Here is a 23,229-nt window from a genome sequence, read left to right as displayed (position 1 = left end):
CTGGCGACGGGGTCTTTGGGCACCTCATGCCGGGGGCCCCGGCAGGGGACCCGATACACGGGAAGCCGTACACGGTGCTGCCGCCCGGCAGTCCTACAGCAGATGATCGGCCTTGCCGGCCTTGATGTCGATGATGAGGGTGCGCAGCGCTTCGAGGGAGTCGGTGAGGTAGCGGTCCTCCTGGCCGTTGACGGCTATGTAGCCGTTCCCGTCGGCATCGGTGCCGAGGCGGAAGCAGTTGTTGCCTTCCGCGCAGTAGGGGGCTTCCCAGGTGATGGCAGGCATGAGGGCTCCTAGAGTTCGCGGGCGACAGTGCGGATGAGCTCCCGGGATTCTTCGGGGCTCAGAGAGTGCGCATCCATCCAGTCGAGATGGGCGCGAAACTTGGCGAGCTGTGCGTCGGCATGGAGGAACTCGGGGCCGTGCGTGGAGTCCAACTGCACCGTGTCGAGTTGTGGAACGGGGCCTTCGGCATACAGGAGGGCGTGCCCTGCTCCGGGAAAACCGTCGCAGTCGGCGGGGATGATCCGCAGAGCGATGTTGTCGCGCTCTGACACGGCCAGCAGGTGCTCGAGCTGAGTTCGGGTGACTTCGCGCCCACCGAACCGCAGGCGAAGCGCCGCCTCGTGGATGTATCCGACGTACGGCAGCGAGATCGGCGCATCCAGAACCTGTTGCCGGTCCATCCGATGCTTCACGCGCAACTCAACCTCAAGACGGGACATGCGCGGCAGCCCGGAGTTGAACACCGCACGGGCGTACTCCTCGGTCTGCAGGAGGCCGGGCAGATGGACGATCTGCCCGGTGAGGAGGCGCTTGGCGTGCCACTCGAGCTCGGCGATGTCGAGCAGTCCGGACGGCAAGGTGCCGCGATACTGCTCCCACCAGCCCGGTTCCGTTTCGCTGGCCATGGCCGCCAAGGCATCGACATAACTCTGCTCAGAGCAGTCGTAGTTGCTGGCCAGCGTCCGCACTCGCTCCGGGCTTGTGACCCGAGTGCCCGCCTCCATGTTCGAGATCTTCGCGCGGTCCAGGCCCAGCAGGCCGGCCGCGTACTGAGTGCTCGCACCTGCCGCGACGCGGAGTTTGCGCAGCTCAGCGCCAAGTCGCTGTTGGCGTTCTGTGGGTGCGCTTCGCATCGACATGCTGTCCTCTCTGCACGGCTCCGTCAGTCTGCCGCGCTTCTCACCCGTGGACCAAACCCGATCGTGGCAAATTGCCACTGAACTAGTGGCGCCGCGCCTTAGGGGGCCGCTAGCGTTGGGTCACGCGCAAGTTACACACCGCAATGCCGGAAGCGCACCGCGCGAGCATGCCCGCCTGCCGTGGGACGGGTGTGCCCGCGACCAGGGCGGTAGGCCACCGGCGATCCCCAAACCCATCGCAGAGCATTGGAGTTCGCCATGCCCGAGATCCCCCTCGTACCCGCCCACTGGCGCTTCCCCGCCCACCCCACCTCCGTAGGGCATGCCCGCCACGCCGTCGCCGCCTCGCTGCCGCAGGCACTCCGGCCCCACCTCCGCGACGACCTCGGCCTGTTGACCTCCGAGCTGGTCACCAACGCCATCCGCCACGGCGCATGCCGGGAGGAAGAGGAACTGATCGAACTCGTCCTGTGGCCGGCCGACGGCCACTACTGGCTCGCCGTCTCCGACCCGGGCACAGGCAAGCCAACACTGGCCCACCCGGACGCAGACTCCGAGAGCGGCCGGGGCCTGCTCCTCGTCGACAGCCTCGCCACCGCCTGGACCGTCCGGCCCCGCCCCACGCGCGGAACGTCCGTAATCGCGGGACTCTCGCTCCGTCGGGGCGGCTGAACCGGGCGGAGCGCTCGAGAGGGGAGCCGGGAGGCCGGGCGGGCCAGGCAGCCCAGCGCTTCGGTGAGCGCTTCCACCGGAAACGGCCTCCCGGGTGCGATCGCCACCGTGCGCTTGACCATCGGGTCAGCTCATCACAAGCGGCGCCCCATCTTCGCCGCCTGCCGCTCATACCCCTGGGTCTCCCACCATTCCCCCAGGAGGCTGCGGACCAAGGAGACCAGCATGTCCAGTCGACCAGGCTCGGGCGCAGGCGAGGTGAGGACGTCTACGAAAGACGTGTCGCCCCACGGCAGTGCGACTTCCCATCGTTCTTCTGGACGATTCGGCTGCTCGATGTCAAGCCGGTACGTCATCGTCACGCTGCGGTCACGGTGGTGATCGATCTGCAGGGCGCGGACGTTGAATCTCGTGCTTCCTTGGGTGAACGAGCAGGCGAGCTCTCGTTCCGCTGGGGTCCGCTCCAGCATGAGCCTCGCCTTCGTTTCATCCTTGCACGTGATTGAAGGGCGCTGTCCGGGCCGGTGTCCGCCTCAGGCCGCCGACCCGAACAGCTTTGTCCGTGACCTTAGCAGCGCGGCGCGGCAGAGGTGGACGACACCTTGTATGCCGTGCGTATGTCATTTCCGGCCGCCGGGGTTCCAATGAGCACACGGAACGTTTCCCGGCTGCACGGCGGTAAGGTGTAGAACGAGAAACTGACGGGGACGTACTTACGTTCGCCGTTGGCAATGGTGTTTCTGATCTTATTGTTGAACGAGGTACTCCAGCGGTGCTGGATGTGCTTCCATCCCCAGGTGCTGGTCCCGCATCGGAGCGTGTATCGGTTAACTCCCCGATAGTACTCCCGCACTATGTAATTCCTGCCGTTGTTCCTGCACTTCGCGGAGATGCTGTCCGCGCTCGCCGCGCTGATGGTCTGCCCCGAAGCGTCGCGGCCACCCTGCGCGGCTGCGGCGGATGCAGCGCTCGGTGCCGCTAGGAGAGCGACGGCAAAGATGCCGGTTGCGGCAGCCTTGCCGGTACGGCCGGCAGTCTTCATGGATTATCCCCCTGATTTGCTGGCTATCGGTCCAGGCCCTGAATCGAGGCGTGCGTTATGCGTGCTGCGCACGCCGTTCATGAAGCGTTTGTGTGCGCCTCCCCTATGGCGATTAGGGTTTTGCAGGCGGAGAGCCAGGGGATGTGCGCGGACGACCTCACGGAGAGTCCCCCATTCTCCACTTCGCCTGAGATTCTAGTGGTGTGCGTTCTTGTCATGAAGCTGTTTTTCGGCCCCGCAGTAGGGGGCGATTATTGGACGGCGAGTAACTGTTTACCCGTGAGAGATGCCCATGAAGCCGCCATTCCGCCTGGATGACCTTCGCAATCCATGCCCATGTGATTCGGGACACAGAAAGGCCGGCCTGTATCGCGTCCGCAGTCCCGAGGGGCGACTCCGTTGAGCCTTGTCTCCTTGGCGGCCGAACCCCCTCTGGCGAAAAGCAAGCTCGCGTGGACTGATTCGAGGCCGGTGGCGAGGGTTCCGACCGCCTCTCGCTGTTCGGGCGGCCGCCAGTGAGCGCTCAATGGCCCCCGCCAGCCGTACTTGCTGGCCCGGCCGCATCTTCGACGTGGTGGTCGAGGAGCGGGTGGGACTGGAGACCTTCGACCAGCTCCGACGGCGGAAGCTGCTGCTCGGCCCGGTCATGGCCGACTGGGCCTCCCGTCAGATCGGCTTGTTCCTGCCGACCCGGTCGGAGAAGAAGTTCGCCAAGCTGGTGGTGCACGAGAGCGCGAGGAACAACAGCCCCGTGCCCGCGTACAGGTACCTGTCGCATGGCGGCCACGTCGTCGCCCCGGGCCTGATGATGCTGAGCGGGGACCGATACGAGTGGCTGAGGGCTCCGGGCAAGCGCTCGAAGCAGGGCTACCTGCGGGGCTCCGCGCTGGCGGCCATGTTCGTATCGGCTTCCGCCCTGCTCGCCTGTGCCGACCGCTACAGCGAGGAGAACCAGCCCGCGGCCGAGGAGCAGCGGGCCGGCGAGGAGGTCACCCATGCACGATGAGGGCCCGGACCCCCACGACGCTGCCAGTTGGTCCCCGATCGACAGCCGCGAGTGGTACGAGGCACGAGAGGCCGCAGCGTTACTGCGCGACGTCCTGGCCGCCGCGCGCCGAGAACGGGACTTTCCGTACCTGCGGGCGGACTTGAACGCCTTCGGCCAGGGCTTCATCGAACTCGGCCGGATCTCTCCGGAGACGGCGGAGCGTGTGGCCTACCTTCTGCGGCTCGCCTTGGCCTGCCCCCTGGACGTGAAGTCCGTGGGCGGCTCCCCGGACCGTTCTTCCGACTGACCAGAAACAGAGGAGAGCAAGAAATGACCGACCCGCGAGGAGTGTGCCAGCGGCGGGCAGAGACCCTGTCCCCGGCGGTGCCGTACGTGCGTGGCTGGGCGGCTGCGAGTCGGGGTGCCGATGCCCTGGCGGAGCAACTGCGGGCGCTGAGCCTGGAGACCGACTTCCCGGGCCTGCGGGCCGACGTGAACGTCTCGGGTGACGGTGGCAACTCGGAATGGTCCGCCCGGAAGCGGTGCAGCTCCTCACGTGCCTGCTGACGGCGGGGCTGTCGGTGGAGATCGCCCAGAAGCTCGCCGCGGAAGACGCCGGACCGCCGGGAGCGAACAGCACCGCGGCCTGAACGGCGCCCCGATCATGGGTTGCTGGCCGGTGACCGGACAAAGCGGCCCCGTACACCACTGCTGACCCAAGTGTGCTCATCACCGGTCGGTGTACGGGGCTTTCCGCTGCCTGCGGGCAATCCGCCGCACGGCCGGGACCGGCGCCCCAGCGCCGCAGCCCGGCCGAGCGGCGGAGCAACGCTGAGGTCTACTGGGTGGTCCGGCGGACGGCTGTGGTGGTTGCAGCACTTCAGCTGCAGAGCACGAGCCGTGTGGCGGCGGCTGGTCAGGTGAGGTCGACGAGGGTGGGTGTCACTTCGTTCTCGAGGTCGTACTCAGAGAACTCCCATGTTGTGACCACCGCATCTTTCGGGACGCGGTAGACGAACTGCATCTTGTCGTCGAAGCCGGGCTGCAGTTGTACGTTGCATTCTGGGTTGCCAGCGACGTCGTACAGATCTTCGATCGTGTCGAAGTGTCGGTCCTGGTCGTCAATCAGTGCATTGACGATGGGAAGCGAGCAAGTTAGATCCATGCTGGCCTCGCCGTCGTTACTGACGACGGTATTGATGATGACGTATTTGGCGTCGGGGCCTGCGGACTTGTGGGCTCCGGCGAAGGTTATGGCGTCGGTCTCCACCACCTTCGTGACCTTGACGACTGCTCCGCCGTTCCGCGCCTCCTCGCCGACCTTGGTGTCTGTGTTGTGGTCGGTTTCCGCTGTGGCGTCCTCCTCGACTGCGACCTCGGGCTCAACGGTTTCCGTCACAGTGACGGTGGGCTGTGGCCTCGCGGTGTCGTCGCCATCGCTGGAGATGGCCATCCCGGTGGCAAGGATGACGGCGGCGGCAATGATGCCCGCGCCGCCGATGATGTAGGCGTTGGTGTGGTTCCTCTTGCTGGGCCCCGGCGGCTGATTCGGCATCGGCGGCGGCGTGACGTTGGTGCTCATGACCCCCCTGAGATGGTGCTGTTGTGCTTGCATCATCCACTGTCAACGAGTTGCCTGCAGCAGGCTGGTAAGACCTTTACAGTTACAGTCACTGCCATGACAGGTTGGGGGACCAGTGGCAGCGGCGGTCGCGGTTGTGGCCGGTCGGACGGGTTCTGGTCTTGGTCTTCCTGGCCTCACTCGTCGTGGCGGGCGGAGTGTTCTGGGCTCTAGCGGCGCTCTTGGACGTCCACCGCCTGAAGACCGAGACTCAGCTGACCTCTGCAACGCTGTTTGAGCCGGTACCCGTCTCGACTCCACTGCTCAGATTTCGGCCCTATAAGCCTTGCGGTCGACACGGGCGAAACCCGCTGATCAGCGTATAAACGGCAGCGTCGCAGCTCCTGGCTGACTTCTACACCGTCGCGAACCATGAGTGCCTGTGGGCGCCGACTCTACGGAGAGCCCGTCCGTGCCGGACGAGTACGACCACTGTCAAGTCCTTGGAGAGATCAACTCCGGCTATCACAATTCACATCCGATTATTCGGAGCGCCGGGTATTCCACTCTTGGTGGGAACGTGTAGCGATGCCGCGGAGAAGGATCTGGAGGGCGCTTCGATTCGCCCCGCGTTCTTTCATGGCATGGCAGTTTGGGCACAGTGCAATCATCTGGACTGGGTGGTCACGTCCTCCTTCGGCAATGCGTTGGACGTGGTCCACCTCGAGTATCGGGCTTCCTTGATCAGTGACATCATTAGGCTGGCCGCCGCAGGCCGGGTTCTCGCAGCGACCTCGGCAACGCAAGAGGACCGCCTTGCGGGCGTCTTCTAGGCGTACGGGGTCGCGTCGAGTGGTGTTGCGGCGCTTGCCGTGGGTGGTTCCTTCGCGCTGTTCGACTATGCGAACCAGGCGCTGGTACTCGGAGACCGCGGTCGGTTCCGTAGCCTTACGGCTGACCGGAATGACCAGCGGTTCGGGCTCCAGTGCCGGAACGGCTAGTCTCTCGCAGCGCTGATGCCGTATCCGTCCGGTGTCTACTGGCTTGTTGCACACAGGACAGAGTCGTCCCTGCTTCCGCGTCGGCCGGCCCTTCGCAGTCTGCGCAGGAACCGTGGTGCGGGTTGGGACGGCAGATACGGGTTCCCTGAACAATGCTGGGGGATCTTGCGCGGGCGAAGATTTTGCTTCGATGTGGGGGGTGGCATGGGTAAGCGGAATGGGCCATGCGGAAGGAGGAGTGGCCAAGGTCCTGGAGGGCTTGGCGGCTGGTACGGGGTCCGGCGGGCGACTGATCATCCCACGCGTCACAGACCCTTGCGAACTCTGGCGTACAAGAGATCGGTTCGGTGCTTGGCCGATCAGGTCCTCGACGGCTCGACTGGCCTGCTCATACCACGCCTTCGCAGCATTGGACGACCGGATGTGGTTGCTCTGGCTCACCGTGCCAGATGGCCATTTGACCGGTTCCCAGCGCGTGACACGTACCGTGCGCCTACCCCAGCTGACTCGGACCTGAGCGTTGAGAGAGTTTTCGAGCTCATACTCGAAGTCCCGTATGTGGTTGAAGATCCGGGAGCGCTTGTTTTCAGCCATCCACTCCGTGAAAGTGATGACCAAACTGGGGCGACTCCGGTCCACAAGGTGTGCAGCTACGAGGTAATGCTTCTTCTTGGGCTCGGCAAGAACGATCCCCCGGCGGTCCTTCGTCCACTGGCAGTTGTAGCTACCTATGAACTGAAAGAAGTCATCTACGTCGATGTCAGTCGGCTTCATAGACAAGGGAGAGAGGCTCCTGTCCTCGGCGGGAGGCCCAGAGCCAAGCACTCGGGCCGATCGCTGTAGCTGACACTCAGTCAACATTGGCAGTCTACGCCGACGCATGACACGGAGGGTTCATAAAGAGGGGGTCTGCTGTAGATGTCAGCTTCGGAGTCACTTCCTCCTGCACTTGCGGGCTGCCTTGGCCGTGTGCTCACCCCGCTTGCGTCACACAGGCGCGGCAAGCGTTCAGCCCCTGCACCGGGCGCATCCGGTTGCCGAGGTCGCTGTACTTCGTTGCCGTACAGCAGGATCCTGGCTGGGGGGTGAAGTCATGGAGCGGGAACGGCTTGAACGGCTGCTGGTCGGCGGCGACGAAACGTCGTTGGCCGCTCTGTCTGCTCTCCGCGCCGGCGCTTCTCACGTCGTCTGGGAGGGAATAACGTCAGCCGAGTCGCTCGCGAAGATCTATGGGCGCCGGCTCCGTCACACCTTGCGGAGGGGTATCGAGACCTCCGGCTTGGCGCGGGCCGTGCAAGCCCTTGAGCTACACGGCCGACCGGTTCGACTGGGGCAGATCAGGGCTGCCGACGGATCCCGGATCTTCATGCTGTTCCTCGGCCAGGACTGCAGCACGCTGGTGGCATGCACAGGAGTCCGGCAAACGCAGCCAAGCGCGCCACAACCAGACACCCACTGAGGATCTGCACCGCCAACACGCTTACCAACTGTGGTGGTGGGGTCTTGGGTTGGGTACGGGGGCGTTCACCCGCGTTCATGGGCGGCCCGCCCGTGGGCTGTATTCGACTCGCGGTCTCGCCTGAATGGCCGTGAACGGGGCTGAATGAGACGGAAACTGAGACGGGCGGCCATCACGGGTTCCCTGGCACGGACCTGGGAGTGTCTTCACGCTCACCGGGTTCGCCACGGTTCCACATGACGGCATCTTGCCCGCTGGGTGTAGCCGCCGGGCACGCCGACGCTGACGGAACTCCAGAAAGGCTCGGCCTCGCGGAAATGGCCGCCACCCGAGTGCCACTGCACTCCTGGGTAGACCTGGCGCAGGGACCGGAGAGCGGCTGAGGCGAGGCCGTAGCGCTTATAGCCCTCGTAGGAGTGAGGCGCTTCCACCCAGCCGATCTTGCACGGATTGCAGACCACGTACTCGACCTCGAAAGCCAGGTCAGATCTGACGTAGGCCGCACGGATCCGCCAGCCTGTTCGCTCGTAGTAGCCGGCGGGCCGGTCAATCCAGGGTTCCGGTGGGGCGGCGGTCCGGTCGCAGTGGTACGACGTGGGGTCCATCCATCGGCGAAACCGGTCCCGCCAGGTCGGTTTGTCAGGCCACTCCCGCACCCAGTACACGTGGTCAGCACGGCGCACCACGGCGCGGATTGCCGCTTCCCTGTCCACCATGCGTCCCCCTCCCCAGGGCTCTGGAGCCGCCCTCAGCTATGGTCCGGAGCGCGAGAGCTGCTGTACAGCGCAGCGTGGGCTGCACTCAGGAGAATGGCATGCGCAGCCAGCTGCGACGGTACTACTATTACTATAGTCAAAACTATCTGCCGTTTTAGGAATGCGAGCAAAATGGCGCGACGCGATTTCACCGCTACTGCCTTGGTCCCGCACGGTCACCATCAAAACTGGGGCTTGATCGAAGGAATCATCAAAGAGGTGGAGCGGGTCACGTTCCAATGGCATGAGGCAGAAACTGAGCTCACTTTCAAAGGGAAGGGTGATCTTTACGTGAGCTCCGAATCGTTGATTGATGCTCGAATTGAATTAGGTGAGGACTATCGTGACGTCGTGGAGGTAGAAATTGCTCGGCGAAGTGAGGACTATGAAGACTCAGATACGTATCTTTCGGTAACCTTGTGCAAGCGGAAGAGTGACACATCATGGGTATTTTGCTCGGGGCCCATTAAGCGTACGTGTGAGGATCTAGTTCGAGGAGTCCAAGCATTTATCCTCGAAGCGATTGATCATCCAGAGTCCCGCATGGTCGGCCCTGGGCCGATTGGTCCAGCGAACTCTCTCGATACATTGGCCGACTCTCTAGCAAGGTTTCCTAGCTTCCTGCGCGATCTGGCGAACTCGCCGGTATCGAATATTCCACCGCCGCGCGTGGAGAATGAGAAGGACCTGCAAGTCCTAATCGGAGCCTGCCTGCGACTGATGTGTGACGACGTCCGTCCGGAAGATTACATCGCCGAGTATGCGGGTGGCCGTTCGAGAGTTGACTTCTTCCTCCCTGAAGCGGGAATCATTGTAGAAACTAAGATGACCCGTGATTCATTGACCGACCGAAAGGTTGGAGAAGAGCTGTTGATTGATTGGGGTCGCTACTCCAGTCGCTCAGACTGTCGCGGAATTCTCGCTGTGATCTATGATCCACGGATGCTTCTTCGCAACCCAGCAGGCCTCGCTGCCGACCTGAGTCAACCAAGTAAAAACCCTTCCACTAAGGTGATTGTGATTCGATGATCTAGGGATGGCAAGGTAAAGGTTCCTCATGCTGTTGCGTTAGGGGAGTGGCGTGCGGGTCGAAATGCAGTTCACGCAAGCGAGTATGAGCAATTTGACTGAATGCAAGTGCTACCTCTGTGGCAGAATCAGCACCTTGCCGCCCGGTACGACGCTTCTTGGAAGCTTAGCTTGGGAAGCTTGGGTTATCTACGGATGGTTGCTGAGTTGACCTGCTGCACAGAGACCATGGGGCCTGACTGGCTGGCGGCATGATCTCTGCCATTCCTCGTGGTTCCCCGCACGATCTGGCACGGTTCTGGCACGACTTCTGTCGGCTGGAACCGCCACAGGGTCCTGGGCCCGCTGCGAGCAGGGCCCTCTCTGTTGCGGCCGGGACCATAGCCCTGGACACCGGACACCCGGAGGGGTGAGCACAACAATGCAGATGCCCTCAGGCTGGGACACGCGAGACCATGTTGCTAGCCCGTAGCACGCGCACACCCGTTCAGCAGAGACAGAGACGGCCCAGTCCATGACCGAGTACGCTTTTCAGTTGGCCTTCGCCCAGATCACGTGCTCAGGGTGTGGTGTCACGCGTATCCGAGGTGTCGAGTGCGCCGACTGCGGCAGGCGGCCGAAGCCGTGGGAGATCGACACAAGCAGTGTCGCGCGGCGGCAGGCAGCAGCTCAGGCGCAGACATTGCTGTTGCAGACAGTCACCCCACCGCCAGTAAGGCCCGTGGGCGCCACCGAGTTCCTGCACGCCGAGGTGTTCGCACGACTTGACGGGTGGACGGATGCCTTCTTCCGGGCCGTAGCAGCGGCAGCCAAGGGGGAAGGACCGCAAGGTCTTGAAGCCGTGCTGGCGGAGTTCATTGAGCTGCGCGACCTAGTCCATGCGGCGGATGTACGCCGGCCGTTCGGGGTGCTGGTTAATGCCTTGCGTGAACTCGTTGATGAGCTGCAGTCCATGGTCAGCGCGTACCTTGCAGCGTTGCTGGCAAGCACACCCCTGCAGGCTGAAAGGCAGGCCACTCTGGCACAACAGCACCTGGACCGTGCCGCCGAACTGATTGGTCAGACCGGGGCCATCGCATTCTCTGTGGGGCAGTTGTCCAAGGAGCGGGATCCAGCTCAGATGCAGTCCTTGCTGCTGGCCCGAGCATTGCAGGTTTACCAGGCATCCGATCTGCTGGCCCTGGAGGCCGCAGGGCGGGACAAACTGCAGGTCGTGACGTCCTCGCGGGGGGCGCTCGGTTCGGGCTTGCTGTTCGCTACCACTCATGTACTGGCTCAGCACCTCTTCGACCCCGTCTGTTTCTGCGAGGTCCTGAACCGGTGTTACACAGTGCTGCGTTCCAACCCGGCCGTGCTGGAGAGGCTGGCCGCGACCCCGGTGTTCAAGGAAGACCTCGAACGAGCAGTGCTGGAGCTGTTCGACGGCTCCATGGAAGCCGCACATACGGTGGACAACGCCGTCCACACCCGACAGGCCGGCCGCGCTCTGCTCGGTGTCGCTGCGTCGCTGGTGGAGGGTCCGGGTCGGATCATCGCTGCCGTTCTGCTGTTGGCCTGCGGTCGCAAGTCCGCCTCGTACGCGAACCTGCGCCATGAGATGGGCACGAAGCTGGTGAATACTGTCCAGGAGGAATCGGCGCTGCAGGGGCTCCTCGACGGTCTTGACAGTGACCTGAGAACGGGCCGTGCCCACGCGCTGGCCCACTATGAGCAGGACGCCGTCGTGATCGAGCGAAAGTCCAAGACTCGCAGGGTGGCATGGGGGGACGTGATCGACGGTGTATTCCAAGGTTTCGAGAGCGTCCTGGCCTGTCAGCTCGCTTTGCTGCAGGTGCTGGGTGAACTCGGGGATAATAGCTTTAGACTCAAAGACCTTTGGCGCACGCTAGGTATCACAGATGAACAGATGACGGCCGCCATCCTGTTGACCATGCAATACCAGGACATCGTCATTACGGCTAATGGAATCCGTTGGCACATTGAAGCCCGCGGCGGATCCGACACCCCGCTGCCCATCGTCGTCATCATGCTCCAGCCCTACCTGCCAGAGAGCGTGAATGAGCTAGTCTTCACCGCACACCGCGGTAACGCTACTCACGTACTGTCCGGGCCTGTAGCTCCCTGGCGTGAGTTGTCGAAATCACCTGCTGACAGCGATGTACAGCAGATAACCTTCCTGCGTGCCCACCTGAATTGGATTTATGACGGAGTCCCCTGGCTCTCGACCGCATATGTGCGCTGGTGGACAGCAGTCCAGGCCTCCCACACTCTGAACGCGGTTCCTTCAGTTGCCGTCGCGCGACTGCGCAGTCTGCGCGAACTCGCCAGAGCTGCGGAAGACGACACCCTGGTTTGGGCTTTGACCGGAGTCATCCGTCGCGTGCGTCTGGGAGCAGACGGCGACGCAGGAGCAGAGCTGAGTCAACTCGGTGCTTGGTGCAATCCGCCTGCCGCAGCCCCTGAGTGGTGGCAGAACCACATCAGCCGATTCCTCTGATCCTGCTGGCCAACAGGACACGTGAGGCACATTTATGCCAGGTTTCCTCACTTACGCAGGGATTCATCAATGTTAGCCGTTATAAACGGATTTGAATCTGTGGCCTCATCTTTATCAGGTCGATCATGCGGTTCGGCGACATCGGTCAAGGCGCTCCGTACCTTGCCTGCTCGTGCGCTGCTGTCCGGCTCAGGTCCCCGCTGTTCGCGCTTGTTGGTGTCAGCGGCTGATGTCAGTGCAGAGCGACAGCCTTGACAGATTCGCCCCGGTGCTCGTGGAGGCGGCGCATCTGAGTACCTGTGCTCATGTGCAGTGCCCGCTCTAACACCATGCTGAGTCCATGTACTTAGCAGATCGGCCTGAAGACGGGACGGCAGTGGGCATGGGGCGGGAAGATGAACCATCAACCGGCCAGCAGATCGCTGTCAGCGTGGCGCTATTCGTCATCGACTTCATGGTCATCGCCTGCGCTGTGTACGCTCATGGCCAGCGACCGGACAAGGCGGCCCCGTACCCCACTGCTGACCCAAGGGTGCTCATCAGCGGTCGGTGTACGGGGCTTTCCGCTGACCGCGGCGGAGCAGCCCGAGCGTGAGTGACTTGTCGTGATCGCAATCTTACCCGGAGACTCCCCAGCGCCCGTGCGCATGCCTGCGGGCATACTTGCATCGCAAACCATTTCAAGGGCGAGTAAACAAGTTCATGAGGAAGTTCCAGCCCGGCACCGGTGCGCGATTCACAAGTACTGCAAGAACGGTCGCAAGCAGGATCAACGAGGGCAGCACTACGCTCTCCGGGACGCCCGCCCATACACCGAAGGCGAGCATCCCGAGCAAGGTAATTACGGATGCCAGTAGGCGCAACAAGGGGTATTCATACTCCGGCTTACCCTTCTCGAGGTCTTCGCTGTCGAGAAGCTCGATGGTGCGGCCTTGGGCGTATCGTTCGGCGATGGTGGCGAGCATGCGTGTCAGATTCTTTAGTGCGTCTTCCGGATGGCTTTCCTGTCGCGCCTCTTCATAGCGGAGTGCTCCGACTACACTGGCGGCGTGGTTGCGGAGCTCCTTCCGTCGCCATCTGCGCGGCGGATACGGGGCTCGGCGGTTACGCCAGGCGCGACGAACGATTCGCTCAGTGCTGCGGAGTTGTACGTGGGGAAGGTCCATGGGCCCGTGGTCTACGCATTGCTGCTGCAGGTTTCCGCAGCGGGCGGCTTCTAGCAGCAGGGCAACGGCAGGCCAGTAGGTGGCAACGTCGCGTTGCGCTACGCGTTTGGTAGGAACCTTGTGGACGGGAACAGAAGAGGCGGACAAAGCGCGGTCTGCAATCCTCATTGTGCCCCAAAATATGAAGGCTCCACATGTGAACACGAAAGCGCCTCTCGATAGCGTAGAGAGGGAAGGAAGATCGCTCACCAGGGCATTAGTGGCGTCAGTGAAGGAGCGCTCCGGGGGTAATGGAGCGGATATTACCGATGCGCCCCAGTAAAGCATTACCGCCATCATTACTAGATATCCAGGCCTGGCGATGACGATAGCCATTTGCCACCGTTGCACGAGGATGGCCGCAGGGCTATCCGGTTCAGGGCTGGCACTTCCTGTGACATTCTCGGTTATTTCTCGAATTGTGATGACGAAATCTCGCGCTTTGCCTTCCACTCGCTCAACCATGTAGCGCCGGACGTACCAGCTCCATGCAGGTTGCAGGAGGAATGCCATAGGGACGATCCAGCCGAATATTAGGTCTGATGCAGCCAGGGATTCCTCTGCGTTGCTACCGGTGCCCACCGGCACGTCCTCCTGAGCTGAGACAGCAACCTTGCACAGGATCACAGCACATGTGTTGCGGTTCATGTGCCGGATCGTGGAATCTCTCTTAAGGGGAAGCAGGTTCCACACGGCCTGGTTGGTGGAGCCGCCTTGATGATCTCGGCCTCGGGTTTCACGCAGCCGGCCGTAGCGAGGCCCAACGAGTCCTGGCTCAGCGCGTCGTCGTTCTTGGAGAGCTCCGTGAGCTCGTGATGGTGTTGGAGCAAGAGCGGCCTCTGGGCGAGTGGCTGCGGGAGAAAGTGCAGAGAGCCATGATCGATCGCGAACCGCTCGCCATCTACGGTGTCCACTTCTGAGGCGGTGGCCACCGGTGGCCACGTCGCTGCGACTAGGCTTCATGGCCCGTCTGAGCTGGATGTAGTCCACCAAGATCATTACGCCGTCATTACGTGATCACTGCCATAGGGCTGCTTCTCGCGGCATCCGGTTGCACATACGCGAAGACCCCGCACTCAGCGTCTTGGCTGGTGGCGGGGTCTTTAGGCACTTCCTGGGAAGTGCCCCCGGCAGGATTCGAACCTGCGCACACGGCTCCGGAGGCCGTTGCTCTATCCCCTGAGCTACGGGGGCGTGTCGATCGCGTTCGCGGCGACGGGTAGAACCCTACCAGCTCCAGCCGGGTGCCCATGAACGGCATTTCGTGGGGTGGGGGCGGTGGTGTGAGGGGCCGCCGGTCCTCGGTTCCCCCTCTCCGCAGGCTCCCCGCTCCCGGGAATCGCGTCGCCGCCTGTAACGGAGGGTTCGCAGCCAGTCTTCGGCTTCGGCTCGGTGATCCGGTGGCCCGGTCACGTGGTGCGCCGGAGACCTGACCGGTCCTGCCTCCGCTGGGCGTGCCAGTCGTGGGCTCCGGGCGCCTGCCGGGTCGGTGGCGGTCCCCTCTGGCGATGGCGGTCACCGTCTCCGTTCGGGGGGCCTCCGGTCCGCCTGGTGTACCGGGTGCGGCTCGCGCCATCACCTGTCGGCCTGCGCACCCGGACCGAATCCCTCCGGGCTCCTCTAGCGCATCCGTCGCGCTTGCCGCATGCGGTCGGCCGAAGGTCCCCCGCAGGTGGTGGAAGTGGGGAAAAGCCGGACGCGGGCGGAGGTCGCGACCTACTCTCGAGTTGTGCCTGGCTCGTTCGCCCGGGTCCTTGTGGTCGACGACAACAAGGTGATCCGGCAGCTGATCAGGGTCAACCTCGAACTAGAAGGGTTCGAGGTCGTGACCGCGGCCGATGGTGCCGAGTGTCTGGACGTCATTCACGACGTGCGTCCGGATGTCGTCACCCTGGATGTAGTGATGCCCCGCCTCGACGGATTACGTACGGCCACCCGGCTGTACGAGGACCCGCGGACCCGGCATCTGCCCGTTGCGATCATCAGTGCCTGCACTCAGCAGGAGGTCGACGACGGACAGGCCGCCGGGGTCGACGCGTTTCTCGCCAAGCCCTTCGAACCGGCCGATCTCGTCCGGCTCGTCCGGCGGCTGGCGTGCGGAGGGAAGCGGTCCCCCGGGGAGCCGCCGGCCGGTGAGCTCTCCGGCGGGGACAGCGCGCCCTCCGCCCGTCCGGCGGGCTGACGGGCGGGCGCGGCGCAGCACGGTGCTGCGGATCACAGCAGCTGCGCCCCGCCCGTCCCGCCCGCCTCCCCGTCCGGCCTGTGAAACGGTTCGCGGAACCACCCCGCACCTCCCCTACGCTGGATGCGTGACCCCCACCCAGCTCTCCCAGACCGTGCTGCGCACCGTGCGCCATGCCGTCGCGGACGGCGAGCTGCGCGTGCCCGTACCCGAGCGGGTGGTGGTCAAGCCGGCCTCCCGTCCCGGTCACGGCGACTACGCCACCGGGGTCGCCCTCCAGCTCGCCCGCCCCGCCGGGCTCCCGGCCCTCGGTGTGGCCGACATCCTCCGGTCCCGCCTCGCGGTCGCGCCCGGTATCGAGCTCGTCGAGGTCTCCGGTCCCGGTTTCCTCAACATCACCCTGGCCGACGGCTCCGGCGCCGCCCTCGTGCGTGACGTCCTCCGCTGCGGTACCGCCTACGGGCACGGCGACCCCCTGGCCGCCCAGCACATCGAACTGGCCTTCCCCGGTGAGACCCGCGCCGCCGTCACCGCCGACGCTCTCCGCCGTCTCCTTCGCTCCCAGGGCGCCCTGGTCACCGGCCGCTGCACCGGCCCGGCCGATCCCGACTGGGCCGGCCTCGGGGTGATCTCGGACACCGTCAGCGCCAGTCCCGGTGCCCCCCGTCCCGCGACCCCCGGCGGCCCCGCGGGGGCCGCCCCGGTCCGTCTTCCCGTGCGTCCCGTGCCCGTCGGGGCCTCCGCCGCCGAGCTGCTCCGCACCCTTGGGGCCGACGCCGCCCGCTGGGGTCTTCTCCGGCCCGCCGCCCACGACCACCCCCGCCTCACCGGGGACGAGCACGACCCCCTGCTCGTGCAGCGCGAGTCGAACCCCCTCTTCCGGGTCCGTTACGCCCACGCGCGCGCCCGGGCCCTCGTACGGAACGCCGCCGAGCTCGGGGTCGAGTCCGTTCCCGGTGACCTGGGCGCTCCCGGAGATTCGGGCGAGCTCTCCGCCCCCGAGGCACCGGCCGGCCCGCCCCCCGCGCGTGACCTGCTCGTCGCCCTCCGCGAGTACCCCGCCGTCCTGGACGCCGCCGCGCGCCACCGCGCCCCCGACCGCATAGCGCGCCACCTCGAACAGTTCGCGGACGCCTTCTTCCGCTTCCACGACGCCTGCCCCGTCCTCCCGCGCGGCGACGAGAAACCCGGGGCCGCCCACCGGGCCCGGACCGCCCTCGCCGAGGCGGCCGGGACGGTGCTCGCCGGTGGCCTGCTCCTGCTCGGCATCGACGCGCCCGCCCACCTCTGACGGACCCCGGGACGGCCCCGGGCCACCCGGCAGACGCGGGCGGCGGTGGCCGATGCGGCAAACGCGGCGGATTCGGCGCACGCGGACGCCGTCCCGGCCATCCGGGCGGCACCGGACGCGTCCGGCCGCCCGGCCGTGGCCCGGTGGGCGCGGACATCCGTCCACGCCTCCGCCGCCGCCCGACACGGCGACGACCGGGACGGCCGACGCTGACGACGGCCGCACCGGCCACCGGGCCCCGGCCCGGCCCGCCCCGGCAATGGCGCCGGTGCCCGGCCCCGGACCTGAACGGACCACACCCGCACACCGCACCCACAGACCACACCCAGACCACACCCCGGTCCGAACCGCCGGACCGCACCCCAGACCACACCCGCACCCCGACCACCCGCAGACACCACCTCACCCCCAGCGCCACCTCCGAGGAGAGCCCAGAGCGCCATGAGCCGTTCCGCACACCCCGCCGGGCCCCGGCACGCCGATGTCCTGCCCGAGGGTCACTACACCGCCCCGCCCGCCGATCTCAACGCCCTCGACCCGCGCGTCTGGTCGCGCACGGTCACCCGCGACGCCGACGGCGTCGCCACCCTCGGCGGCATCCCCGTCACTCGTCTCGCCGAGGAGTTCGGCACCCCCGCCTACTTCCTCGACGAGGACGACTTCCGCGCCCGCTGCCGCGCCTGGCACGACGCCTTCGGCGGCGAGGCCGACGTCTTCTACGCCGGCAAGGCGTTCCTCTCCCGCGCCGTCGTCGGGTGGCTGCACGAGGAGGGCCTCAACCTTGACGTCTGCTCCGCCGGCGAGCTGACCACCGCCCTCGCCGCCGGTATGCCCGCCGAGCGCATCGCGATGCACGGCAACAACAAGACCACCGACGAGATCGAGCGCGCCGTCACCGCGGGCGTCGGCCGGATCGTCCTCGACTCCTTCCAGGAGATCGTCCGGGTCGCGCACATCGCCGAGCGCCTCGGCCGCCGCCAGCGGGTGCAGATCCGCGTCACCGTGGGTGTCGAGGCCCACACGCACGAGTTCATCGCCACCGCGCACGAGGACCAGAAGTTCGGCATCGCCCTCGCCGACGGCCAGGCCGCCGAGGCCGTGCGCCGCGTCCTCAAGCTCGACAGCCTCGAACTGGCCGGGATCCACTCCCACATCGGCTCGCAGATCTTCGACATGGCGGGCTTCGAGGTCTCCGCCCGCCGCGTCGTCCAGCTCCTCGCCGAGGTGCGGGACGAGCACGGCGTCGAGCTGCCCGAGATCGACCTCGGCGGCGGCCTCGGCATCGCCTACACCTCCGAGGACGACCCCCGCGAACCGCACGAGATCGCCAAGTCGTTGAGCGACATCGTGACCCGCGAGTGCGCCGCCGCCGGCCTGGCCGTCCCCCGGATCTCCGTGGAGCCCGGCCGCGCCATCGTCGGCCCGACGACCTTCACCCTCTACGAGGTCGGCACCCTCAAGGAACTCCCCGGTCTGCGCACCTACGTCAGCGTGGACGGCGGCATGTCGGACAACATCCGCACCGCGCTCTACGACGCCGAGTACTCCGTCGCCCTGGCCTCCCGCGTCTCCACCGCCGGGCCCATGCTCTCCCGGGTCGTCGGCAAGCACTGCGAGTCCGGCGACATCGTCGTGAAGGACGCCTTCCTCCCCGCCGACCTGGCCCCCGGCGACCTGCTCGCCGTGCCCGCCACCGGCGCCTACTGCCGCTCCATGGCGAGCAACTACAACCACGCGCTGCGCCCGCCCGTGGTCGCGGTCAAGGACGGCAAGGCCCGCGTCATCATGCGGCGCGAGACGGAGGAGGACCTGCTCCGGCTGGACGTGGGCTGACGGCACCCGGGGCGGGCAAGGGCCGCGAGGCCCGGGGCGGCGGACGCGGGCCCAACCCGGGCCCGGGCGCGGGGGTGACGGAGTGCGGGCACCCCGGGCGCCGGGTGACATCCGCCACCCCGCGCCCCCGCGCCCTTCCGCCGCCCCGCCCCGTGCGGTAGTCCTGCGTCGTACCGGCTCCCACCCGCGCGAAGCCGGTGGAAGCCGGTACGGGAGCCCGGACGGGCGCGCATCCGCCACGGCGGCACCGCGGTACGGCGGCACTGCGCCACCGCGGTACGGCCGCGCCGCCCGTACCGCACGCTCGCGGCGGGGCAGGCAACCGCTGCCGCACCCCCGCACCCACCCCCGGCTTCCGGCAGTCTCGGAATCCGGACAAACCCCGGAGCGACCCACCCGGTGAGTGAGACTGGTGGGGAGCCAAGACAATCGGGACCCGGTGACGGTCCCGGGAGCGCCCCGGGCAGACTTCCGGGAAGCCCCCGGCACGGTTCCGGGAGATGCGCGGAGAGACGAGGTCGGATGATGCGTACGCGTCCGCTGAAGGTGGCGCTGCTGGGCTGTGGAGTGGTCGGCTCCGAGGTGGCACGCATCATGACGACGCACGCGGACGATCTCACGGCGCGCATCGGGGCCCCCGTCGAGCTGGCCGGCATCGCCGTGCGCCGCCCGGACCGGGTCCGCGAGGGCGTACCCGCCGAGCTGGTCACCACCGACGCCACCGCCCTCGTCAAACGCGGCGACATCGACGTCGTGGTGGAGGTCATCGGCGGCATCGAGCCCGCCCGCACGCTGATCACCACGGCCTTCGAGCAGGGCGCGAGCGTCGTCTCGGCCAACAAGGCGCTGCTCGCCGAGGACGGCGCCGCCCTGCACGCCGTCGCCCAGCGGCACGGCGCCGACCTCTACTACGAGGCCGCCGTCGCCGGTGCCATCCCCCTGGTCCGCCCGCTGCGCGAGTCCCTCGTCGGCGACAAGGTCAACCGTGTGCTGGGCATCGTCAACGGCACGACCAACTTCATCCTCGACCGGATGGAGACCGGCGGCACCGGCTACTCCGAGGCGCTCGATGAGGCGACGGCCCTCGGGTACGCCGAGGCCGATCCCACCGCCGACGTCGAGGGCTTCGACGCCGCCGCGAAGGCCGCGATCCTCGCCGGCATCGCCTTCCACACCCGGGTCCGCCTGGACGATGTGCACCGCGAGGGCATCACGGAGGTCACCGCCGCCGACATCGCCTCCGCCCGCCGCATGGGCCGCACGGTCAAGCTGCTGGCGATCTGCGAGCGCGCCGAGGACGGCCGCTCCGTCACCGCCCGCGTCCACCCGGCGATGATCCCGCTGAGCCATCCCCTCGCCTCCGTCCGCGAGGCGTACAACGCCGTCTTCGTCGAGGCAGAGGCCGCCGGCCAGCTGATGTTCTACGGGCCGGGCGCCGGCGGCGCGCCCACCGCCTCCGCGGTTCTCGGCGACCTCGTGGCGGTCTGCCGCAACAAGCTCAACGGCGCGACGGGACCGGGGGAGTCCGCGTACTCGCGGCTCTCGGTGAGCCCGATGGGCGAGGTGGTCACGCGCTACCACATCAGCCTCGACGTCGCCGACAAGCCGGGCGTCCTGGCCCAGGTCGCCGCGGAGTTCAACGAGCACGGCGTGTCCATCGAGACCGTCCACCAGCAGGTCAAGGACGGCGAGGCGTCCCTCGTGGTGGTCACCCACCGCGCGAGCGACGCGGCGCTCTCGGCGACGGTCGGCGCCCTGCGGGCGCTGGACACCGTGCGCGGTGTCGCCGGGATCATGCGGGTCGAAGGGGAGTAAGGAAGAAACCATGGCCGCACACAGCACAGGTCCCCGCCGGGGCGCCACCCACCAGTGGCGGGGGGTGATCGAGGAGTACCGCGACCGGCTGCCGGTGACCGCGGACACCCAGATCGTCACCCTCCGCGAGGGCGGCACGCCGCTCGTCCCCGCGCAGGTGCTCTCCGAGCGCACGGGCTGCGAGGTCCATCTCAAGGTCGAGGGCGCCAACCCCACCGGCTCCTTCAAGGACCGCGGGATGACGATGGCCATCACCCGGGCCAAGGAGGAGGGCGCGCAGGCCGTCATCTGCGCCTCCACCGGCAACACCTCCGCCTCGGCCGCCGCCTACGCGGTGCGGGCCGGGATGGTCTGCGCGGTGCTGGTGCCGCAGGGCAAGATCGCGCTGGGCAAGATGGGCCAGGCCCTGGTGCACGGCGCGAAGATCCTCCAGGTGGACGGGAACTTCGACGACTGCCTGACGCTGGCCCGCGGCCTCTCCGACAAGTACCCGGTGTCGCTGGTCAATTCGGTCAACCCGGTCCGCATCGAGGGCCAGAAGACCGCGGCCTTCGAGATCGCCGACATGCTGGGCGACGCCCCCGACATCCACGTCCTCCCGGTCGGCAACGCGGGCAACATCACGGCCTACTGGCGCGGTTACAGCGAGTACGCGGCCGACGGCATGGCGGACCGGCGCCCGCGGATGTGGGGCTTCCAGGCCTCCGGTTCCGCGCCGATCGTGCGCGGCGAGCCGGTCAAGGACCCGCACACCATCGCCACGGCCATCCGCATCGGCAACCCGGCCTCGTGGGAGTTCGCCGAGCGGGCCCGGGACGAGTCGGGCGGCCTCATCGACGAGGTGACGGACCGTCAGATCCTGGCCGCCTACCGGCTGCTGGCCTCCCAGGAGGGCGTGTTCGTCGAACCCGCCTCGGCCGCGAGCGTCGCCGGCCTGCTGAAGGCCGCCGAGCAGGGCAAGGTCGACCCCGGCCAGCGCATCGTGTGCACCGTCACCGGCAACGGCCTCAAGGACCCGGACTGGGCCGTGGCCGGCGCCCCGCAGCCGGTGACCGTCCCCGTGGACGCCGACGTGGCCGCCGAGCGGCTCGGCCTGGCCTGACCCGCCGGAAGCGGCCCCCGGCGCGGACGCGCGCGAACCGCCCGCGCCGGGGGCCGGCAGTATCCGTGCCGGAACCGGGCCACCGGACCCCGCGCCACCGGTCCGGAACAGGCGCCACGGGCCGGGACGCATCCTCCCCGGCCGCCCGGCCGCACCCAAGCCCCCGCAGACGGTGACAGGAGCCCCGGACCGGGCGGAAACACCTGGTCCGGCCCGCTCCGGCCGCAACCGCCGCAGACCGTATCCGGAAGCACGGAACGGGGACGACACGCATCGTGCGCCTCCTGTGCGCCCTATGTCGCGACAGAACCTTCCTTCGATAGGCTGGAGGACGAACCCCGCCCGTCCCCCGCATGCCGGATGCATATGCATGGCTCCGGCAGGGCACGCAGAGTACTGGCAGAGCCAGCACTGCCGGGCCGCCACCGGCCACGGGCGGAGTCCCTGGCAGAAGCATCTGCACGCCGACCCCGGCGGGGTCCCACCGAGGGAACCCCGCTGCCCCAGAACAAGGAGAGTCATCGAGCGATGGCCGGTCCCGCCTTCCGAGCCGCCGCCGTCCGGGTGCGCACCCCCGCGACCAGCGCCAATCTCGGCCCCGGCTTCGATGCCTTCGGCCTCGGCCTGGGGCTCTACGACGACGTCGTGGTCCGCGTCGCCGAGTCGGGGCTGCACATCGACATCGCCGGCGAGGGCGCCGAAACGCTCCCGCGGGACGAGAGCCACCTCCTCGTACGCTCCCTGCGCACCGCCTTCGACCTGCTCGGCGGCCAGCCGCGCGGCCTCGAAGTGGTCTGCGCCAACCGCATCCCGCACGGCCGCGGCCTGGGCTCGTCCTCCGCCGCCATCTGCGCCGGCATCACCGCCGCCCGCGCGGTGACGATAGGCGGGGCCGAGAAGCTCGACGACACCGCGCTGCTGGAGCTGGCCACCGAGATCGAGGGCCACCCCGACAACGTCGCCGCCTGCCTGCTCGGCGGCTTCACCCTCGCCTGGACCGACGGCGGATCCGCCCGCGCCATCCGGATGGACCCCGCGCCGAGCGTCGTGCCCGTGGTCTTCGTCCCCTCCACCCCCGTGCTCACCGAGACCGCCCGCGGCCTGCTGCCGCGCACGGTGCCGCACGTCGACGCCGCCGCCAACGCCGGCCGGGCCGCCCTGCTCGTCGAGGCCCTCACCCGGCGTCCCGAACTGCTGCTCGCCGCCACCGAGGACCGGCTCCACCAGGAGTACCGGGCCCCGGCGATGCCGGAGAGCGCGGCCCTGGTGGCCCGGCTCCGCCAGGACGGCGTCCCCGCCGTCATCTCCGGCGCCGGCCCGACGGTGCTGGCCCTCGCCGAGGAGAGCACGGCCGACAAGGTCGCGCAGCTCGCCGGGGAGGGATGGGCGGCCAACAGGCTGTCCCTGGACGGCTCGGGCACCTGTGTCCTGCCGCTGACGGGGCAGGGCGGAATCCCCGGGGGCAGCCCGCGGACCGCCGGGTGACATCCAACGATTGCCGGTCTTCGAGAGGGGGAATGTTTGTTGGGTCCGGTAGTGTTAACCTCAAGTCAGCACCTGGCACCTGAGCGGTGCGGTGCTTTGTGTCCCCCTCGGGGACACCATTCTTCCGGGAGCCTCCTCAACTGCCTGTGCAGCCTGCCTGAGCAGAT

19 protein-coding genes and 1 tRNA gene are annotated in these 23,229 nt (G+C 67.0%); 11 read left to right on the top strand and 9 right to left on the bottom strand.

Annotation, left to right across the window (positions count from 1 at the left end):
• Window positions 1-93: 93 nt before the first annotated feature.
• Both LIX60_RS09480 and LIX60_RS09475 read right to left on the bottom strand, forming a co-directional pair.
• On the bottom strand, window positions 94-285 hold the full coding sequence (locus LIX60_RS09480; protein WP_227958047.1) for a hypothetical protein: 192 nt from the start codon (window positions 283-285) through the stop codon (window positions 94-96).
• Window positions 286-293: 8 nt separating this feature from the next.
• A complete protein-coding gene (locus LIX60_RS09475; RefSeq protein WP_227958046.1) occupies window positions 294-1,145 on the bottom strand; it encodes a helix-turn-helix transcriptional regulator in 852 nt (283 codons plus the stop codon).
• 258 nt (window positions 1,146-1,403) lie between these two features.
• On the opposite strand from LIX60_RS09475, the gene LIX60_RS09470 reads away from it, so the two are divergent.
• Window positions 1,404-1,817, top strand: a complete 414-nt coding sequence (locus tag LIX60_RS09470) for an ATP-binding protein (protein ID WP_227958045.1) — start codon at window positions 1,404-1,406, stop codon at window positions 1,815-1,817.
• Window positions 1,818-1,951: 134 nt separating this feature from the next.
• Here the strand turns inward: LIX60_RS09470 and LIX60_RS09465 are convergent, their stop codons facing one another.
• Both LIX60_RS09465 and LIX60_RS09460 read right to left on the bottom strand, forming a co-directional pair.
• Window positions 1,952-2,287, bottom strand: coding sequence for a hypothetical protein (locus LIX60_RS09465; protein WP_227958044.1), 336 nt, complete (start codon window positions 2,285-2,287; stop codon window positions 1,952-1,954).
• A gap of 98 nt (window positions 2,288-2,385) precedes the next feature.
• The gene (locus LIX60_RS09460) at window positions 2,386-2,859 is read right to left on the bottom strand and encodes a hypothetical protein (RefSeq protein WP_227958043.1); all 474 of its coding nucleotides are present in this window, start codon (window positions 2,857-2,859) and stop codon (window positions 2,386-2,388) included.
• Between the two features lie 526 nt (window positions 2,860-3,385).
• Between LIX60_RS09460 and LIX60_RS09455 the strand changes: the two genes are divergently transcribed.
• Entirely contained in the window at window positions 3,386-3,865 is a 480-nt protein-coding gene (locus LIX60_RS09455) for a hypothetical protein (RefSeq protein WP_227958042.1), read from the top strand.
• The gene (locus tag LIX60_RS09450) at window positions 3,855-4,154 is read left to right on the top strand and encodes a hypothetical protein (RefSeq protein ID WP_227958041.1); all 300 of its coding nucleotides are present in this window, start codon (window positions 3,855-3,857) and stop codon (window positions 4,152-4,154) included. The genes LIX60_RS09455 and LIX60_RS09450 overlap by 11 nt, the downstream gene beginning before the upstream one ends.
• A gap of 609 nt (window positions 4,155-4,763) precedes the next feature.
• Here LIX60_RS09450 and LIX60_RS09445 read toward each other — a convergent pair.
• From LIX60_RS09445 to LIX60_RS09435, 3 genes are all read right to left on the bottom strand, one after another.
• Window positions 4,764-5,429, bottom strand: a complete 666-nt coding sequence (locus tag LIX60_RS09445; protein ID WP_227958040.1) for a hypothetical protein — start codon at window positions 5,427-5,429, stop codon at window positions 4,764-4,766.
• Window positions 5,430-5,950: 521 nt separating this feature from the next.
• Window positions 5,951-6,706, bottom strand: a complete 756-nt coding sequence (locus LIX60_RS09440) for an HNH endonuclease (RefSeq protein WP_227962687.1) — start codon at window positions 6,704-6,706, stop codon at window positions 5,951-5,953.
• Window positions 6,707-8,080: 1,374 nt separating this feature from the next.
• Entirely contained in the window at window positions 8,081-8,584 is a 504-nt protein-coding gene (locus tag LIX60_RS09435; protein ID WP_227958039.1) for a hypothetical protein, read from the bottom strand.
• Window positions 8,585-8,818: 234 nt separating this feature from the next.
• Between LIX60_RS09435 and LIX60_RS09430 the strand changes: the two genes are divergently transcribed.
• Window positions 8,819-9,652 (top strand): hypothetical protein, encoded by an 834-nt coding sequence (locus LIX60_RS09430; RefSeq protein ID WP_227958038.1) that lies wholly within the window; start codon window positions 8,819-8,821, stop codon window positions 9,650-9,652.
• A 514-nt stretch (window positions 9,653-10,166) separates the two neighbouring features.
• Complete coding sequence (locus tag LIX60_RS09425; protein ID WP_227958037.1) at window positions 10,167-12,149, top strand: hypothetical protein; 1,983 nt, start codon at window positions 10,167-10,169, stop codon at window positions 12,147-12,149.
• A 680-nt stretch (window positions 12,150-12,829) separates the two neighbouring features.
• Here the strand turns inward: LIX60_RS09425 and LIX60_RS09420 are convergent.
• Window positions 12,830-14,002: a hypothetical protein gene (locus LIX60_RS09420; protein ID WP_227958036.1), complete on the bottom strand. Its 1,173-nt coding sequence runs from the start codon at window positions 14,000-14,002 to the stop codon at window positions 12,830-12,832.
• Window positions 14,003-14,476: 474 nt separating this feature from the next.
• Window positions 14,477-14,548, bottom strand: a tRNA-Arg gene (locus LIX60_RS09415).
• 451 nt (window positions 14,549-14,999) lie between these two features.
• On the opposite strand from LIX60_RS09415, the gene LIX60_RS09410 reads away from it, so the two are divergent.
• The 6 genes from LIX60_RS09410 to thrB all read left to right on the top strand — a co-directional run bounded on the left by LIX60_RS09410 (window position 15,000) and on the right by thrB (window position 23,062).
• The gene (locus LIX60_RS09410) at window positions 15,000-15,536 is read left to right on the top strand and encodes a PleD family two-component system response regulator (protein WP_227958035.1); all 537 of its coding nucleotides are present in this window, start codon (window positions 15,000-15,002) and stop codon (window positions 15,534-15,536) included.
• Between the two features lie 127 nt (window positions 15,537-15,663).
• The gene (nrtL, locus tag LIX60_RS09405; protein WP_227958034.1) at window positions 15,664-16,827 is read left to right on the top strand and encodes an ArgS-related anticodon-binding protein NrtL; all 1,164 of its coding nucleotides are present in this window, start codon (window positions 15,664-15,666) and stop codon (window positions 16,825-16,827) included.
• Window positions 16,828-17,268: 441 nt separating this feature from the next.
• The gene (lysA, locus tag LIX60_RS09400; protein ID WP_227958033.1) at window positions 17,269-18,660 is read left to right on the top strand and encodes a diaminopimelate decarboxylase; all 1,392 of its coding nucleotides are present in this window, start codon (window positions 17,269-17,271) and stop codon (window positions 18,658-18,660) included.
• A gap of 522 nt (window positions 18,661-19,182) precedes the next feature.
• Window positions 19,183-20,475, top strand: a complete 1,293-nt coding sequence (locus LIX60_RS09395; RefSeq protein WP_019710023.1) for a homoserine dehydrogenase — start codon at window positions 19,183-19,185, stop codon at window positions 20,473-20,475.
• A gap of 10 nt (window positions 20,476-20,485) precedes the next feature.
• Window positions 20,486-21,577: a threonine synthase gene (thrC, locus tag LIX60_RS09390; RefSeq protein ID WP_227958032.1), complete on the top strand. Its 1,092-nt coding sequence runs from the start codon at window positions 20,486-20,488 to the stop codon at window positions 21,575-21,577.
• Between the two features lie 528 nt (window positions 21,578-22,105).
• Entirely contained in the window at window positions 22,106-23,062 is a 957-nt protein-coding gene (gene thrB, locus LIX60_RS09385; RefSeq protein WP_227958031.1) for a homoserine kinase, read from the top strand.
• Window positions 23,063-23,229: the final 167 nt, after the last annotated feature.

The organism is Streptomyces sp. S07_1.15 (assembly GCF_020739505.1).
In the GTDB taxonomy this organism is placed as follows: Bacteria; Actinomycetota; Actinomycetes; order Streptomycetales; family Streptomycetaceae; genus Streptomyces; species Streptomyces xinghaiensis.
The sequence above is the reverse complement of the archived record's forward strand: the minus strand, read 5'-3'. Positions and strand labels throughout refer to the sequence as shown.